Source organism: Aneurinibacillus sp. XH2 (genome assembly GCF_001439585.2).
In the GTDB taxonomy this organism is placed as follows: Bacteria; Bacillota; Bacilli; order Aneurinibacillales; family Aneurinibacillaceae; genus Aneurinibacillus; species Aneurinibacillus thermoaerophilus.
In genome coordinates, this window is sequence record NZ_CP014140.1 from 3,166,776 (window position 1) to 3,182,554 (window position 15,779).

At 43.6% G+C, this 15,779-nt stretch carries 17 protein-coding genes; 7 read left to right on the forward strand and 10 right to left on the reverse strand.

Annotated features, from left to right (window positions below):
* Positions 1-77: 77 nt before the first annotated feature.
* Together ACH33_RS15775 and rlmD are read right to left on the reverse strand one after the other, a co-directional pair.
* Positions 78-947, reverse strand: a complete 870-nt coding sequence (locus ACH33_RS15775; protein WP_057899860.1) for a DUF4238 domain-containing protein — start codon at positions 945-947, stop codon at positions 78-80.
* Between the two features lie 259 nt (positions 948-1,206).
* Positions 1,207-2,601 (reverse strand): 23S rRNA (uracil(1939)-C(5))-methyltransferase RlmD, encoded by a 1,395-nt coding sequence (rlmD, locus tag ACH33_RS15780; protein ID WP_057899861.1) that lies wholly within the window; start codon positions 2,599-2,601, stop codon positions 1,207-1,209.
* 214 nt (positions 2,602-2,815) lie between these two features.
* Here rlmD and ACH33_RS15785 point away from each other — a divergent pair, with 214 nt between their 5' ends.
* The 5 genes from ACH33_RS15785 (at position 2,816) to bacA (ending at position 6,111) form a co-directional block, all read left to right on the forward strand.
* A complete protein-coding gene (locus tag ACH33_RS15785; RefSeq protein ID WP_057899862.1) occupies positions 2,816-3,184 on the forward strand; it encodes a hypothetical protein in 369 nt (122 codons plus the stop codon).
* Positions 3,185-3,236: 52 nt separating this feature from the next.
* Positions 3,237-3,422 carry a YlaF family protein gene (locus ACH33_RS15790; RefSeq protein WP_057899863.1) on the forward strand — a complete coding sequence of 62 codons (186 nt, stop codon included), beginning with the start codon at positions 3,237-3,239 and terminating at the stop codon, positions 3,420-3,422.
* Between the two features lie 166 nt (positions 3,423-3,588).
* Positions 3,589-4,602: a cation diffusion facilitator family transporter gene (locus tag ACH33_RS15795; RefSeq protein WP_057899864.1), complete on the forward strand. Its 1,014-nt coding sequence runs from the start codon at positions 3,589-3,591 to the stop codon at positions 4,600-4,602.
* Positions 4,550-5,038: a PaaI family thioesterase gene (locus ACH33_RS15800; RefSeq protein WP_236781909.1), complete on the forward strand. Its 489-nt coding sequence runs from the start codon at positions 4,550-4,552 to the stop codon at positions 5,036-5,038. Before ACH33_RS15795 ends, ACH33_RS15800 begins: the two co-directional genes overlap by 53 nt.
* Before the next feature lie 275 nt (positions 5,039-5,313).
* Entirely contained in the window at positions 5,314-6,111 is a 798-nt protein-coding gene (gene bacA / locus ACH33_RS15805) for an undecaprenyl-diphosphate phosphatase (protein WP_057899866.1), read from the forward strand.
* Between the two features lie 190 nt (positions 6,112-6,301).
* Here bacA and ACH33_RS15810 read toward each other — a convergent pair whose 3' ends face one another.
* The gene (locus ACH33_RS15810; RefSeq protein ID WP_057899867.1) at positions 6,302-6,616 is read right to left on the reverse strand and encodes a rhodanese-like domain-containing protein; all 315 of its coding nucleotides are present in this window, start codon (positions 6,614-6,616) and stop codon (positions 6,302-6,304) included.
* A gap of 238 nt (positions 6,617-6,854) precedes the next feature.
* On the opposite strand from ACH33_RS15810, the gene ACH33_RS15815 reads away from it, so the two are divergent.
* Positions 6,855-7,079 carry a DUF1128 domain-containing protein gene (locus ACH33_RS15815; RefSeq protein ID WP_057900430.1) on the forward strand — a complete coding sequence of 75 codons (225 nt, stop codon included), beginning with the start codon at positions 6,855-6,857 and terminating at the stop codon, positions 7,077-7,079.
* 80 nt (positions 7,080-7,159) lie between these two features.
* Here ACH33_RS15815 and ACH33_RS15820 read toward each other — a convergent pair whose 3' ends face one another.
* From ACH33_RS15820 to ACH33_RS15850, 7 genes are all read right to left on the reverse strand, one after another.
* The gene (locus tag ACH33_RS15820; protein ID WP_057899868.1) at positions 7,160-8,500 is read right to left on the reverse strand and encodes a sodium-dependent transporter; all 1,341 of its coding nucleotides are present in this window, start codon (positions 8,498-8,500) and stop codon (positions 7,160-7,162) included.
* Between the two features lie 174 nt (positions 8,501-8,674).
* On the reverse strand, positions 8,675-9,016 hold the full coding sequence (locus ACH33_RS15825; RefSeq protein WP_082706105.1) for a thioredoxin family protein: 342 nt from the start codon (positions 9,014-9,016) through the stop codon (positions 8,675-8,677).
* An 85-nt stretch (positions 9,017-9,101) separates the two neighbouring features.
* Positions 9,102-9,527, reverse strand: coding sequence for an Hsp20/alpha crystallin family protein (locus tag ACH33_RS15830; RefSeq protein ID WP_057899869.1), 426 nt, complete (start codon positions 9,525-9,527; stop codon positions 9,102-9,104).
* Between the two features lie 93 nt (positions 9,528-9,620).
* Positions 9,621-10,961, reverse strand: a complete 1,341-nt coding sequence (locus ACH33_RS15835) for a sodium-dependent transporter (protein WP_057899870.1) — start codon at positions 10,959-10,961, stop codon at positions 9,621-9,623.
* A 127-nt stretch (positions 10,962-11,088) separates the two neighbouring features.
* On the reverse strand, positions 11,089-12,042 hold the full coding sequence (corA, locus tag ACH33_RS15840; protein ID WP_057899871.1) for a magnesium/cobalt transporter CorA: 954 nt from the start codon (positions 12,040-12,042) through the stop codon (positions 11,089-11,091).
* Positions 12,043-12,551: 509 nt separating this feature from the next.
* Positions 12,552-13,985, reverse strand: coding sequence for a sodium:solute symporter family protein (locus ACH33_RS15845; protein WP_057899872.1), 1,434 nt, complete (start codon positions 13,983-13,985; stop codon positions 12,552-12,554).
* Positions 13,986-14,053: 68 nt separating this feature from the next.
* Entirely contained in the window at positions 14,054-15,397 is a 1,344-nt protein-coding gene (locus ACH33_RS15850; RefSeq protein WP_057899873.1) for an aspartate aminotransferase family protein, read from the reverse strand.
* 117 nt (positions 15,398-15,514) lie between these two features.
* Here ACH33_RS15850 and ACH33_RS19505 point away from each other — a divergent pair, with 117 nt between their 5' ends.
* Complete coding sequence (locus tag ACH33_RS19505; protein WP_156424099.1) at positions 15,515-15,673, forward strand: hypothetical protein; 159 nt, start codon at positions 15,515-15,517, stop codon at positions 15,671-15,673.
* The last annotated feature ends 106 nt before the right edge of the window (positions 15,674-15,779 follow it).

Below are 15,779 nucleotides of genomic sequence, written 5' to 3' on the forward strand. Positions count from 1 at the left end.
TTTTCTGGTCTCTTCGGATGGTTTTTAAAACATTTTATCCTCAATTTATCACTAGTGTAACACCTTTACAGGCTCCTTTATTTAATACTTTTAAGTGCTTCTAATTTTAATACCTCTTCTTTCAGATAAAACGGCCTAGACCCAAAAAGATATCTTGTAGCAAAAAAAGCAGTTCTAAAATTCACTGCTCTCACGAATCTAATATCTGCTACCTTGTATAAATTTCTTTTCTTAGTCCATGTACCTAGAAAACACATTGAAGGGGACAGGGGAAAGGTTAGTTGAATATTCGGATTATTCCATCCGACAACAGGACGATATATTGTTGTTTGTTTCGGATCATTTAAAATGACTGGATTATCCGAAGTTATAAATGCATAGCCGTTAGGCGCAAAAAGAAACTGCCAATTCATGTTATAAATTATTGGGGCAAAGACTTTGACTAATTCTATCATAAATTCTAAAGTTGAGACCTCATCTTTTATCTCAGCTTCCTTAATCATTTTTTCTACTTCAGGATCTTTAATTACTTGTTTTTCATTACTCTTTCCTTCCTTTGTTGCTTCATAGAATTTATTCATAAAATTTATATAATTAGGAACTCTTGCATGAGAATAAAATATAAACATCGCAAACTTTTGTTTTTCTTCATCCGTTATTGGTTGTTGGTCAAGAATTTTTCTTAGTATCTTGGATGATGGTGTTTCAATCACTTTGTGAAAAAAATCCTCAACATGAGTTGTAGTTGTACCATCAATAAGTTTCATGTCATAAAATCCTGTTTCATAACCAATATTTTTGGGTGCTCGTTTGAAAACGTCCCCTTCTTCTTGCTTATCGAAAACCCAAAGGTAAGGCTCTCGTGGCGGTTGTACTCTGGAATCTAAAAATTGATTCAGGTAGAACCTTGGAACATAATGATGTTTTCTTTTCTGGATTTTTTGCATACATCATTTCCCCCTTGTAATAAAAATCCCAACAATTAAAAAGCCATATTGCATCGAAAAAAATTAACATTCTGTGGTTACAAGTGAAATAAGCTTCCTAGGTCTATACGGGCTATAATTTCGACATTTGATAACTACCTCCTGTTAATCAAAGTAATATTCTGCAAAAAGCAATAAAAAAAGAGGATTCTCCCCAGTCTGTCGATAAAATCTGCAACATTAAGGAAGTCATCCTCTTCGTTTGGCCAATACATCTCACTTAATTTTCTTTCCGTACTAACAGTGAGCAGCACTCCACATGCGCCGTATGTGGAAACATATCCACTGGCTGTACCCATTCCAGCTTGTACTCTTTTAATAAATCAGCTATGTTTTTGGCCAGGGTCGACGGATTGCACGATACATAGACAAAACGCTTCGGCTTTGCTTTCAGTATGGCGTCTAAAAGCGCTTTGTCACAGCCAACGCGCGGCGGATCAACGACAATTACATCCGGACGTTCTCCCCGCTTGACCCACTGTGGCAGCAATTTCTCCGCTTGTCCAACATAAAATTCCGCGTTCGTAATCCCGCTCTTTTCCGCGTTCCGCTTCGCATCTGCCACCGCTTCCGGAATCACCTCAATACCGCGCACCTTTCGCGCATCCGGGGCCAACCAGAGAGCAATCGTGCCCACACCGCAGTACGCATCTACTACAAGCTCCGAGCCAGTCAAACCGGCTGCTTCTTTCACAGCATTGTACAATTTCACAGTCTGGGACGGATTCAATTGGAAGAACGCACGCGGTGACAGCGAGAACTTTACATTCCCCAGCGACTCGTCAATCGCCTCTTTTCCCCAGAGCGTAATCGTCTTGTCGCCAAAAATTAGGGGAGTCTTCCGCTTATTAATATTCTGGCTAATGCTTGTCAACCGTGGCAAACGCATCCTGAGCTCCGCAATCAGTTCCTTTGTGCGGGGCAACTTATCTTCTGCCGTCACAAGAATAAGCTGTTGCTCGCCAGTCTCAAAGCCAACGCGCGCCACAATCGTCCGGACAACTCCAGTTCGCTTTCGCTCGTTATATACTGGAATATTCAACTTTTCAAGCGCTTCACGGGCTGCGGAAATCATACGATTCGTTTCCGGATGTTGAATCGGGCAATCACCAATATCAACAAGTCGATGGCTATCCGCCGCATACAATCCCATAATGACTTTTCCATCCCTCATCCCGGCCTGCAACTGCGCCTTGTTTCGGTAGTTCCATGGCTCGTCCATGCCCAGAATCGGACGAAGCGGCAATTCTTTCATCTCCGTATACCGCTCAAACGCGCCGCGCACCATATCTTCTTTTGCTTTTAATTGTCCTTCATACGTCATATGCTGCAGCTGGCAACCACCACATTCGTCATATACCGGACAGAATGGCGTCTGGCGAAGTTCTGATGTTTGTTTGATTTTTTTTATTTTTCCTTCCGCGTAGGAAGATTGTACTTTCGTAATGCTTGCCTCCACGACTTCCCCAGGCAAGGCGCCGGGCACAAATACCGCTTTTTTCTTATAATAACCAATACCTTCTCCGTTAATCCCAATCCGCTTTATTGTTAAAAGTATTTCCCGGCCAACATCCAGTTCTGCACCGTCTGTTTGCTTCCTTTTTTTCGTTTTCATGCAAAAACTCATCCTTTTTCAATTATATATGCAATTGTATAGTACATTATATCCGCCTAAAAGGTTTAATCCAAACTCCATACTCCCAAGACAAAATTAAAACGCCATGTCTGTTATACGTATCCAGGGATTTCTTCCTGAACTTACTACAATCTTTTCATGCATAAATCTGATACAATGGTTAGGACAAAGAATAGTATCTGGGGGAATTCATATGGCGACTTCAACAGCCATCGCTTCGTTGGAGACACTTGTTACCATTCATCGGAGCGACGACCCCGATGAAATTTACAAACAACTCGTTTCCAACTTCAAGCGTGTTCCGCACTTCGGCTGGATTGGCGTCTATATTCAGGAGGGAGCAAATATGATGTTGAAAGCTGCTTCCAATGAATTGGCTCCTGTGTCGCTCGCCCACCAATCCATCATGCAAATTCCCATTCGCGGAGAAAAAAGGGTGCTGGGAAAAATTATGGTCATAACTAACCCTTCCCAGCCGGTTGATGAATCTGATTATGCGGCGCTTGCCAAAACTGGAGAAGAGCTCGGAAAAAAATTATCAACGCTTAACCTCTTAATCTAATTAAGACTTCCTCTTTCTTATGTAGTATAATCTTCCTTGAGGTGAAAAGCGAATGACCAAACATCAAAAACAGTCGCTTCTGCTGGCGGTTTTGGCCGTCATATGCTTTATAGGAGTCGGAATTTCAGTCGGAGAACGAAGCGCTCTGATGGCAGGCGTTTTCTTTATAGCTGCTATCTTTATTATTGGCTTCGGCTTTATGTTAAAAAGCAAGCGCCGGAAAAATGGAACTCTATAACGGGCAACGGCCCGCCGTTCGCAGACTGCGAATGGCGGGCCATTTACTTTCCACTATCCTCCCTATACTAAACGAAATACACAAATAAGCAAATATTCAAAAGAATACTTGAATTTAATTTTGGGAAGCATATACTGAAAATACCAAAAATATAGGAGGATTCTTTATGGGCGGACACCATGATCATGGGCACTCCTACCACGGACACGGCCATCACCACCACGACGGAAATGCCAATCATACGTCATTGTTTCTTGCTTTCATTCTAATTACCGGCTTTATGATTGTCGAGTTTTTCGGCGGCCTCCTCAGCAACAGCCTTGCACTTATTTCCGATGCCGGGCATATGCTAAGCGACACTGCTTCCCTATTTTTAAGTCTATTCGCTATGCGTCTCGCCACCAAGCCAACCACCGCGACAAAAACATACGGCTATAAACGGACGGAAATTCTGGCCGCTTTGCTAAATGGTATCACACTTATCATTATCTCCTTATACATCTTTATCGAAGCGTACGATCGCCTATTCTCGCCACAACCAGTCGCCAGCATCAGCATGATGACGATTGCTGCATTCGGTCTTCTCATCAATATTGCCGCGGCTTGGATTTTGATGCGGGGCGGCGATACCTCTAAAAACTTAAATGTACGCAGCGCGTTTCTGCATGTACTCGGCGATATGCTCGGTTCGGTCGGAGCCATCATGGCTGGACTTCTTATCTGGCTATTTGGCTGGACAATTGCCGATCCCATTGCAAGTATAATTGTGGCCGTGCTCATACTAGTGTCCACCTGGCGCATCATCCGCGATTCTGTTAATGTATTAATGGAAGGTGTGCCAGCAGGAATGGATGTAGAAGAAATGCGGTGCGCCGTGCTCGCGCTGGAAGGAGTAGTAGAAGTGCACGATCTGCATGTCTGGACTGTGACATCTGGTTTTCCAGCGCTCAGCTGTCATATTGTCGTGCGCAATCTCGCGCAGGGCGGCGATGTGCTGCGTACCGCCAATCAGATATTCAGGGAAAGGTTTCATATCTCTCATACAACCATTCAAATCGAAGATATGACAATGTGTCAGGAAGAAAACATTTGCGATAAAAAAGGTCAATTGAAGAAAATAGGGGAAGATGATGACAAAGCAAGAAGTAATCAAAGCAATCGAAGGTCTGTCAGAACGTGAACTGAAAGCAATCATCCAAACGTTGAACGCACTTTCTATCATGAAAGAAAATAGGTATCCATTTCTCGGAAATTTCCTTGGTGTAACAGAAGAAAAAAGTGAACAGCCGGACGAATTCGTCTGCTCCATGCCTATTAGCCGGCAAATATTAAATCCGTACCGAATCGTCTATGGCGGAATTACTGCCACGCTGGCAGATATGGCAATGGGATGGATGTTAGAAAAACGAATTTCCGATAAAGACAAGTTCGTGACACTCGAAATGAACGTTCGTTATCATAAGGCAGGAACCGGCAAAAAATTAACGGCAACTGCACGTGTCATTCACCAAGCGCAGGACATCTGGCAGATGGCATGCCATGTGCATAATGACCGCGGCGAACTCATCGTAACAGCTACCGGCACCTTCCTTCAGCTGCGCCGAAATAAAGATTAGTTCTATAGAGTGAAATAAGCCATTTGTCCAAAATAAGCATAGCAAATTCAAGTCTAAATGTTGTAGTGTATATTCCTCAAATGCAAAGTTATACTTTGGGCCTGTTGACGGATTTATAATACACTTCTTTTCCAAGACTCCTCTTATGTACTTATCTTCACATCCCGCAGAAACGCTTATTTTTTGAAAAAAGGTGGTGACTATCCCGCTTCAATTATATAATAATCTCTGTTGAACCATTCAATAAAAATTGGAGAAACATTTGGAGGATACATATGGGAGAATATGTAACAGCTATCATTCTGGGCATTGTGGAGGGACTGACAGAATTTCTGCCGGTATCTTCCACAGGTCACTTAATTTTGACTGAAACCCTACTGGGAGCGACCGAGGAAAAATGGAAAACATTCGCGATTGTTATCCAGCTTGGTTCGATTTGTGCCGTTCTGCTTCTATTCTGGAAGAGAATTTTAGGATTGCTAGGGATCAGCAGAAGACATGCATTAGGTCCACAGCTCAACCTGCTACATATCATTATCGGTATTCTTCCCGCGGGAATTGCCGGGGTTTTGCTGCATGATTTCATTAAAGAAAAGCTGTTTTCTGCCTGGACGGTGCTGCTTAGCCTTATTATCGGAGGCATTTTAATGATCGCAGCGGAAAAGCTTCAGCCTCGCGCGACAGCAAGAACGGTGGATGACATTAGCTACCGGCAGGCTTTCGGCATTGGCTTGTTCCAGTGCTTGGCGTTATGGCCCGGCTTTTCCCGCTCCGGAGCAACCATTGCTGGCGGTATTTTGCTTGGAACAAGCCATAAAGCGGCAGCCGAGTTTACATTCATTCTGGCTATTCCGGTCATGATGGGCGCAACTGGTCTGGATTTGATCAAAAGCTGGGACTACCTGTCCGTCAGCGATTTCGGCTTCTTTGCCACAGGATTTATTACCGCTATGGTAGTGGCGATGCTAGCGATTGTCTCTTTCCTCAAACTGCTGGAAAGAGTCAGTCTTACACCATTTGCCATTTATCGTTTTGCGTTAGCAGTCGTATTTTATTTCTTCATTCTGAAATAGCAAAAACAAAGCGATAACAATCCTGCTATAAAATTAATCAAAAAATGTTTAGACGAAACATCTCTGTAATGTTGACAAATCTCTCCTTCTTCCTGAGGCTTGGTTGCCTTTTTTACTTGAAAGAAAAATTCTTTAAAGGCAGCATCGCCTGAGAAGAAGGGGAGAATATGTCCATAGCCCGGCTTTCTTTTTATTTTAAATACTGTTCAATTTCCGCCATTCCACCTTCGACGTTGATTACATGTTCAAAGCCATTTCCTAGCAAATACTGCGTTACATGCCAGCTGCGCACACCATGTGCGCAAACAATATACATCGTTTCTGTTTTATTCAGTTCTGCAAGACGTTCTGGAACCGTATTCATCGGGACATGATGCGCCTTATCAAGATGACCGGCCTCCCATTCATACGGCTCACGGACATCCATAATGTACGCTTCATCCAATTTTCCCGCTTTATACTGCGCCGCAAATTCTTCGGCTGCAATCGTATGTTTGTCTGCCATGAGATTCCTCTCCCTCACTCAAAATTCATCTTAGCTTTATTATAACCATCACGATTGCAAAGATAAAATTTTATATTTTTAGAAATAGCTCTTGTTTTAATAATGGAAAGTTCCCTCAAATAGAATAAAATAGACCCAAGTATAATATTCCCATGACACGAAATATGCAATCAATCACCAAATTTCAAAAGAAACGTGTTACAATCAATAAAATCCGAAGATGGAAAGGATGAAAAAAGTGGATTTATCGAAAAAGTCAACAGAAAATATAGAGTTTATGATTGAAGGGATTAAAAACAAACTGCGGGTTGTTAACGCAGCAGCCATTCGCTCTTCCCATTTTGATGAGGAAAAATATGAAGAACTGCGCGACATTTATGAAATGGTAATGAAAAAAGATTCGTTCAGCATCAGCGAAATGGAGGCCATCGTAAATGAGCTCGGCAGCCTTCGCCGGGCATAAGCGAAAAAATAAGGAGCGAGGGCGGGGGCAACTCCCCTGCCCCTCTTCCTCTCTACATTCTCACTTCTTGCTTCCTGTCTTTATATAATTCCAGTTACATCAAGAAAAACAATGACAATTGCAACCGGGGCCACATAACGAATAAAAAGGAACCACGCAGCGAACCATGTTTCCCCATGGCTCGTGCCTATGCTCAATTCGCGCTTCAATGTTTCTTTCGACATTTTCCACGGCGTAAAAATCGCAATCAATAACGCGCCCAGGGGAAGCATTACATTGCTCACTGCGTAATCCGCAATGTCAAACACCGTCTTCCCAAACCATGTCACATCGCTCATAACACCAAATGACAGCGCGGATGGAATACCTACAAGAAATACAAGGAGCCCGGCGAACACAGCAACTTTCTTCCGTTTTTCTTGCCGGCCTCCTGTCCATGCGGCTACAATGATCTCCAGCATGGAAAAAGCAGACGTCAGCGCCGCAAACAAAAACAACAAAAGAAAAATTACAAAAAATAGTTCGCCAAATGGTATCTTGCTAAATACAGATGGAAGAACAATAAATAAAAGGCCGGGACCTTCCGTCGGTTCAAGTCCGAGCGAGAATACCGCCGGAAAAATCGCCAAGCCGGCTAAAAAAGAAATAAGCACCGTCAAGCTTACAATAGATGTCGCTGATTTCGTCAAGCTCTCCCGTTTTGATAAATATGAACTGTACGTAACCATAACCGAAGCGCCCACAGTTAGTGAGAAAAACGATTGCCCCATCGCATACAGCACAGCTTCCGACGTCAGTTCCGAAAAGTCAGGCTTCAGAAAAAATACAACGCCTTCCCATGCTCCGTCCAGCGTCAACGCACGGATAATCAATGCGATAAACAGCAAAAACAGCGCTGGCATCATATACTTATTCGCTTTCTCAATCCCGTCCTGCACGCCTCGGGCCACCACATATATCACATACAGCAAAAACACGAACTGAGCCCCAACAGTTTCGTACGGATTAGCGATCATTTGCTCAAATAACCGTTCATACGTTACACCGCTTTCCCACAGTTGTCCGCTAACGCCACGCAATAAATACAGCAAAATCCAACCACCGACTACGCTGTAAAATGACAGTACAATAAAGCACGTCAAAACGCCAAGCCGGCCGAGCCACGGCCAGGCTGTTCCAGGAACAAGCGCTTTATACGCACTAACCGCTTCTTTCTGCGTGCTGCGCCCGATAATAAATTCCGCAAGCAATAGCGGCATTCCAATGAATACGGTAAACAGGAGGAATACAACAAAAAATGCGCCGCCTCCTCCCGTTCCGGTCATATAAGGAAACTTCCAGATGGCGCCGAGACCGATTGCCGAACCGGCAGCCGCCAGAATAAACCCGAGTCTCGATGTCCATTGCGTATGTTTACTCATTCTGCTCTCTCCTCTTCTCCTCTAAACTGTACCCATCACTTTGATATTTCTCCTATCTCGGATAAGTATTTTACTAAAAAACTAAAACATTATATATATATATGTTATCTATCAAACGAACGGTTTTAGCATACTATGTTTAACGCTTTCATGCAAGCAGATGATTTCCAAAAATTATTCCTTTTGTTCTTTTCCTGCTTCCTTATTAAGCAATGGTTTTAATGCTTCATACAAATCAGACACTGAACGCATAGCATACAGCTTGCGCGCCACTTTTCCATGTTCCACGAAAATTAAACAAGGCACGCTTTTGATCTCCCATTCAAATGCCAGCTCCGACATAAAGTTAATATTGCTTTTGTAAAGCGGCAAGTCAGGCAGCGTCGCTTCCACTACCTGCAACATTTTTTCAGCGACCCTGCACGTGCCACATAGCGGCGTATAAAAATAAACGGCGAACGATGCCCTAATGTCTGCGCAACGATACTTGAGCTGTTGTCCGTTTACCTCTTCCAACAAACCATCCTCCTTTTCCTTGAAAAGTAAGAAAGGAGCCTCTGTGAGACTCCCTTTCCTTCTGTATATTTCCCCATCATCACGCTTACAGAAAGTCGATGTTCACTTTTTTCTTGCGACTTGAATTCGCCTTCGGCATCCGAATTTCAAGGATACCATTTTTATAGCTCGCTTTCGATTCTTCGGCGATAACAGACGCTGGCAACATTACGGTTCGATCGAACCGGCCCGAAAAGCGCTCCCTGCGGTAAAGTTGCTCCTCTTGCACTTCATGTCCTTTATTTACCGTACCGCTAATCGTCAACGCGTTATCGTCAATCTGAATGTCGATATCTTCTTTGTTGGCAATACCAGGAATCTCGCAGGACGCCACCACGTGTGTTTCCGTCTCATACACGTCGATGCGCAGCGAATAAAGATTAAATTCGGACAATAAATCGGGAAACATGTTCATGAACTCTCGCTTCAGCATATCAAAATTACGCAAACGATCGCCTGGAAGAAATGGCATAGCAATATTCCCCCTTCAATTTTAAAGTATCTTGTTCCCCTTATTATTTTCCCGGAAATATCCGAACTCAAACATGAATATTTCATTCTACGTTTATATAACGTCTAACACATCCATAAAGACAATTATGATGACAATCGGCGCCACATAACGCAAAAGCATAAGCCATACGGCGAAAAAACGCCGTCCGTTCGTTGAACCCATACTGATTTCTTTGAGCAGCATATCCCTCTTCATCTTCAGCGGTACAAAAATAGCAATCAGCAACGCGCCAAGCGGCATCAGAATGTTGCTTACAAGAAAATCAGCAGCATCAAAAATACTCTTGCCAAATATCGTCCATTCACTTAATACGCCGTAAGACAACGCTGAAGGAACACCTGCCACAAAAATCAGCAGACCGGTAAGCCAAGCTATCTTTTTACGCTTTGTCATATCGCCTTTTACCAGTGAAGCGACGATAATTTCCAGCATGGAAAATGCAGATGTCAGTGTTGCAAACAAAAACAGTACAAGGAAAATGGTTAAAAATAAGCCACCTAGCGGAATTTTCGAAAATACCGACGGAAGCACCATAAAGAGCAATCCAGGCCCTGCCGTCGGCTCTACACCTAACGAGAACACTGCCGGAAAAATTGCCAATCCTGCAAGCAGGGAAATCAACAGATTCAGACCGACGATAGACGCTGCTGAACGCGGCAAACTCTCGTTTTGGGCGAGATACGAACTGTACGTAACCATAACCGACACACCAACACTTAGCGAAAAGAACGATTGCCCCAGCGCATACAACACCGCTTCCGAAGTCAGCTTCGAAAAGTCAGGCCGCAGGAAAAACGTTATACCTTTCATCGCGCCATCCAGTGTCAAAGAGCGAATAATCAGCACGAGGAACAAGAGAAACAAAGCCGGCATCATATACTTATTTGCTTTTTCAATCCCGTCCTGCACGCCCCGGGCTACGACAAAAATCGTGAACAGCATAAAAACAAACTGCGCACCGACCGTCATGACCGGATCGGCAATAACGGTTTCGAACAGCTTTTCATAACCGCCTTCTACATCAATTAACTGACCTGTTACACTGCGGAACAAGTACAATACAATCCAACCGCCTACTACGCTGTAGAAAGATAGTAGAATGAAACACGTCACAACGCCAAGCCGGCCAATCCAATGCCAACCTGTCCCGGGTGCAATCGTTTTATAGGCCGTAATCGCTTCCTGCTGCGTGCTGCGGCCAATGACAAACTCACCAAGCAAAAGTGGCAAACCGACGAGTACCGTAAATAAAAGAAACAAAACAAAAAACGCGCCACCTCCGCTCGTCCCAGTGACATAAGGAAATTTCCAAATAGCGCCAAGACCAATCGCCGAACCGGCAGCCGCCAAAATGAATCCCAACTTCGATGTCCATTGCTCTGACTGCTTCATTCTCCCTCTCAACTCTCCCCTTATTTTTTCTCTGCTACATATATAACGAAAACAAGTTTTTAGAAATGAAATTATATCATAATATTCTTTATAAAAAAACTATATCAAAAAATTGGAAATGAAACCTTCACATATCAAACCAACCTTTGCGGTGGAACCACCAAATCAGGGAACCGGCTACCGCAATCATAACACCCCATACCAAAAAATACCCGTATTTCCACTTAAGTTCAGGCATATACTCAAAGTTCATGCCATACACCCCGACAATAAACGTAAGCGGAATAAAAATAGACGAAATAATGGTAAGAGTGACCATAATATTATTCATACGGTGCGAAGTAAAAGAAATATAACTATCCCGCATATCCGCTGTAATGTCGCGGCTCGCATCCACAATTTCTGACAGGCGAAGCAAGTGATCGTATACGTCGGTAAAATATACTTGCGACTCTTTAAATTCGCGAAGGCGTTCCGAATTTAAAATCCGGTACAGCAAATCGCGCATAGAGCTAATGATGCGCCTCAATTTAATCAAATCGCCTCGAATCTCGAACACTTCATCCATTAACTTCCGGCTGAAATTTTCTTTCATTGTGATGTCGAGTTCATTTAAATTATCCTCAATTTCATAAACAGCAGGAAAATAATAGTCCACCAGTTTGTCAATCAACAAATAAGCAACATACCCTGGCCCCTCCGCCCAAGCCTCCTGCTTAGAAATCAGCTTCTCTTTCACTTCCCGGATTTCATGCAGTGAAGCCGTATGAAACGTGACAATAAAATCTTTTCCGACAAACATATCTACTTCTTCCGGGTCTAACGTATCCTGATTAAGCGCATGAAGCACAAAAAAATTATACTCACCATAATAATCGACCTTCGGACGCTGTAAAGCGTGAAGACAGTCTTCAATCGCGAGCGGGTGAAAATGAAAATATGTATTCAAAAGCCGTGTCTCCTCCAGAGTCGGAGCATAAAAGTTCACCCAATACCAAACAATGCGGGGGGATGACAGATGTTCGAGCGACAAATCCTTTACAAGTTCCAAGTCGTCGGTTAGCGCCAGTGTTTCTATCAAAATGGTTTTCCTCCTTTCTTTACTTCTTTGTACCCTACTTGCCTTATCTGTATGCATGCTACAACCAATGCTCGAATATAAAATGTGCCAGGTGTTATACTATCACAATCCAGAAATGAGGAAGACCATTATACCTGTTTTTCCAGGAACAAACGAAGAAAAGTCACAGAATCGCACTTTTCACGCCACTCTTTTAAAAGCGCTGCGTGATCGTGGCACGTCGGAACCATCCTCCCTTTTCAATGCTTTTGTAAATAACCAACACCTGCTGTGTAGTATATGTGACGGACTGTGTTGTAACTTTTCCCGCTTCAAAAATACGATTTTTTTCCTTATGTGTTTTTGCGCGTCTACTTAGAAAATAATCGGCTAATCAAATTATAAGTTCTATTCCAAAATCATCGCAAACGCTTACATTAAAGCGAAACTATGGTTATGCGTTACATTTACAAAAAACCCCTTTAAAGTAAATGCGTAAAGCATCTACTTTAAAGGGAAGCATTCAGTTCTTACCCATTTATCAACTTTCTGCCCTCTTCCTCTTCTACAAACCGATTCACCTCCTGCGACGGAGAAGAAGGCTGGCTCACATATGAAAGAACAACCATTGATACAATACTGGTCACAATTCCATATATGATCGGATTGGTGGAACTGAGTCCTTCAACCGCCAAACTCCCGAACACCACCAGTGAACTAATAACAATAGAATAGAGGCCAGCTTTTGCTGTTGCTTTTTTCCATAAAAATCCAAGAACCACCGGAACAAAAATCGCTCCTGATAGAATGGCATATGCTACATCCAACGCCACAAGCACGTCCTGAATCCAGATAGCAAACATAATGGCGATAACTCCAATCACTAATGTAATTAGACGCGACAAAAAAACAAACTTCTTATCGCTGATATCCTTTGGCCAGTATTGCTTCAGAATATCGTGCGATAAAAGCGTCGATGAAGCCAGTAATGTTCCTGAAGCCGTAGACATCAACGCGGAACACACGCTTGCAAGAATGAGCCCGAGAATACCAGGAGGCAGAATCTCCAGCGCCATTTTCGCGAATACATTCTGTGTATCCTTAAGAGACGGCAACGCCACCAGCGCGCACATACCGATGATGCTCAGCGCCAGCGCGTATATAAAACTATAGAGCCCTGCGTATACTGCGCCGCTGCGCGCGATTTTAGTCGTACGTGCTGTGAACACGCGCTGCCAAATGTCCTGCGATACTACCATGCCCAGCGTATAGAGCAAGAAGTATTGGAAAATTTCGCCCCAACCCATCGATGTAAAATCAAAATACGTAGCCGGCAAACGGGAAGTAAGCGCTTCCCATCCGCCCACATGTGACAGGCTCATTGGCAGCATAAACAGGAAGATACCGACAGTCATAATAATAAACTGGATAATGTCTGTCATTGTGACGCTCCACATGCCCCCTAGAATCGTGTAAAACAGCACGATCCCTCCACCTATCAACATGGAAGCAGTCATATTCCAGCCAAGCACTGCGTTAATAATGGTTCCGATCCCTATAACCTGGGTCACAGAAACCATCATCGTATAAATAGCAGCTACCAACGCGCTAAGCAAGCGTGTTTCCTTATTGTACCGCCGCCCCAACAACTCGCTGATTGTCGTTACATTCGCCCCGTAAATATGATGAATAAAAACGAGTCCAAGCACGGTAATACCAAGGCCAATCATGAAAACAAACCATATCCCGGAAAGACCGAACTGATATCCTAACTTAGCGGTTCCGATTGTGGATGCTCCACCAAGAATAACGGCGGAAAGACATCCAAGATATATAAACAAACCAAGATTTCTTCCTGCCAATGCGTAGTCTTCTGCAGTCTTCGCCTTTTTCGCCCCGACAAATCCCACAACGATTAAAATAATAAAATAAAGAAGAACAACAGTTGTATCAAGTACGCTCATCTATTTTCCTCCGTCCTCTCATTTTTACCTGCAAAAATGGACTAAAGAAGGGCCGTTCCCTCTCTTATTTAACATCCAGCGCCGGACATCACCGAACTTACTCCCATGTCCGCTTCATATTCAGTAAGTGCTTCATCCAGTATTCGCAGCCCATCATCAATCTGTTCTTTCGTTACGGTCAACGGAGGAATCATACGAATAACCTCACCCTTATTTCCGCACAGATAGAAAAGAACCCCTTTCTCCAGGCAACGGTTCAAAATATGCATGACCCCGTCGCCGTTCGGTTCACCGGTACGCGGATTAATAACCTCAATACCAATCATCAGTCCGACTGAACGCACGTCACCGATCACCGAATGCATGGCTTTCAACTCTTCCAGCTTTTCACGGGCATAAGCCCCAACTTCCCGGCAATTTTCCAATAACCTTTCTTCTTTAAATACTTCCAGCGTTGCGAGCGCCGCCGCACACGCAATCGGGTTGCCGCCGAATGTTGTACCATGGCTGCCCAGCGGCCATTGTTTCATTAGCTCCTTGGAGGCGACCGTCGCGCTTAGCGGAAGTCCGGAAGCGATCCCTTTGGCTATCGCCATAATATCAGGAGTAACACCAAACGTTTGCGCGGCAAACCATTCGCCCGTGCGGCCAAATCCAGTCTGTACCTCGTCGAAGATCAGCAAAATTCCATACCGATCACAAATCTCCCGTACTTTGCGCAACCAGCCTTGCGGCGGCACGATATATCCTCCTTCTCCGAGCACCGGCTCCAGAATCATGCACGCCACCTCTTCGGGAGTGACCTGATGCGCAAACAGAGAAGCCGCGTCTTTTTCCAGCTTGCTTGCGAAGTACGTGTCCGGATTTTCCTCTGGCGGACAATCTTTCGGATTCGCATACAGCAGTTGATACGTCAATCCGTTCGGTTGCAAATATTTTCGGTACTTGCTCTTTGAAGTAGTGACGCTTAATGCTCCCAGAGAACGCCCATGGAAGCACCCTGTAAATGAAACTACATACGGTCTTCTGGTAACATGCTTGGCCAACTTGATAGCTCCTTCAATCGCTTCCGTGCCACTATTCGCAAAGAAGAAACAATCCAGTCCTTTCGGCATGATGCGTGTCAATTCATCTGCCAAACGAAGCAGCGATTCATACATAATAACCCCGGACGGTCCGTGCATAAGCCGATCGGCAGCGTCTTTAATCGCCTGCACTACTCTTGGATGTCGATGTCCGGTGTTCGCTACCGCAATGCCTGATGTGAAATCTAGATACTTCTTGCCGTCCAATCCGTAGTAATAACATCCTTCTTCCTTCACAACCGGCAAATTCGGGTGATCTTTCGCCATCGTCGGCGCAAGCAAATCCGGCATCTTTTTGAACAATTTCATCCAGCTATTCTCTGTCATGCAAATTCTCTCCTCTGGCACGTAATTTCGTTTCTTTAGAATTTGCAAATTCTATACCATTTTTATTTTATTCTGTATTTTTTAATTTTACGAGAAACGAAAGGTTGACTAATACCGATGGCTTTTGCTATTTCCGTCGTCGTTCTGTATCATTTTCTCGCTCTTGATAATCATACCATACGCAAGCTGGTACTTATTCCGGAGAACATTCAACTCGCTTTTCACCCGTTCCATGTTTCTTCACGTAGACTTCTCATCGGCTCAACTTCCGATTGATTCATTTTTGAATAAAAACCATTTTTACTATTTCTGATATATTTAAAAAACTTTTGATACATAAGTAATTATTCATTTTTGAATTGATTGATTTATTTTTAAATTA